This is a genomic window from Vibrio sp. 811, from assembly GCF_033339195.1.
In genome coordinates, this window is sequence record NZ_JAWOUB010000153.1 from 1 (window position 1) to 960 (window position 960).

Genomic DNA, 960 nt, shown 5'->3' on the forward strand with positions numbered 1-960 from the left:
TTCTGCGTCCATTTCACCCGTACGGATGCGCACCGCTTGGTTCAGGTCGTACACAAAAATCTTACCGTCGCCAATTTTTCCGGTCTGCGCCGCTTTTGTGATCGCCTCTACGACGCGATCAACATTGTCTGCATGTGTCGCAATTTCTATTTTGACCTTCGGTAGAAAGTCCACTTGGTATTCCGCGCCGCGGTACAACTCAGTGTGACCCTTCTGGCGACCAAAGCCTTTCACCTCTGATACTGTCATCCCTTCGATACCGACATCAGCCAATGCCTCGCGAACATCGTCTAACTTAAACGGCTTAATAATGGCGTTGATTATTTTCATGCAATTCTCTCCGAAGCTTTCATCCTGAAACACTTCTAATAATCCAATCTGCGTGCCAAGTTTTTAAGCTATTGAATTAAATGTATTTATAGTAATTTACAGGTTTATAAACAAAAAAGGCGCACCGATATGGTGCGCCTTTTTCACAAATATAAAGCAATCCCGATGGGATTACCCAAAACTGTGCATTAAATGTTCAAAAAGTCTTTCCATTGCTCAATCAGTGCAACAAAGTCTTCAATGCCGCAGCTTGCTGTACTCTCTGCATCATAGAAATCGAACTCACTTTCCATCTCTACATCGTAATCGTGCGATAGGGCGTTCTCCTGCACCAGAACTTCATCCCCTTGAATCATCAAGCTGATCTCAGTGCCTGTTAAAGTATGCTCTTGAGAAGGAAGAGAAAACGCCTTATCAATTAAGGCTTCTACTTGAGCAATCTTCGCTGGATCTTTCCCGATTTCTTCTTGTAACCAACGCCCTACGATCTCATGCCCCATGCTGCATTTTACGTAGTACTCGCCCATCAACGTATTACGGATGAATTCAAATTCCATCGAGGTTGCCTTTTCGTATCAATTTGGTGCGGAGTATAACGAATTACGTCCATAAAAAAAGCACCTCAAGTGA

The 960-nt window shown here is 43.6% G+C and carries 2 protein-coding genes; both read right to left on the bottom strand.

The window, feature by feature from the left end:
* The coding region (locus tag R7Q46_RS25495) for a P-II family nitrogen regulator (protein WP_318077984.1) at positions 1 to 330 on the bottom strand (330 nt) is incomplete at its 3' end.
* Positions 331 to 518: 188 nt separating this feature from the next.
* Positions 519 to 887 carry a YacL family protein gene (locus R7Q46_RS25500; RefSeq protein WP_005494019.1) on the bottom strand — a complete coding sequence of 123 codons (369 nt, stop codon included), beginning with the start codon at positions 885 to 887 and terminating at the stop codon, positions 519 to 521.
* Positions 888 to 960: the final 73 nt, after the last annotated feature.

Excerpts from the sequence above, each read along its gene's own strand:
- R7Q46_RS25500 (WP_005494019.1), bottom strand. The coding sequence starts at position 887 with ATGGAATTTGAATTCATCCGTAATACGTTGATGGGCGAGTACTACGTA.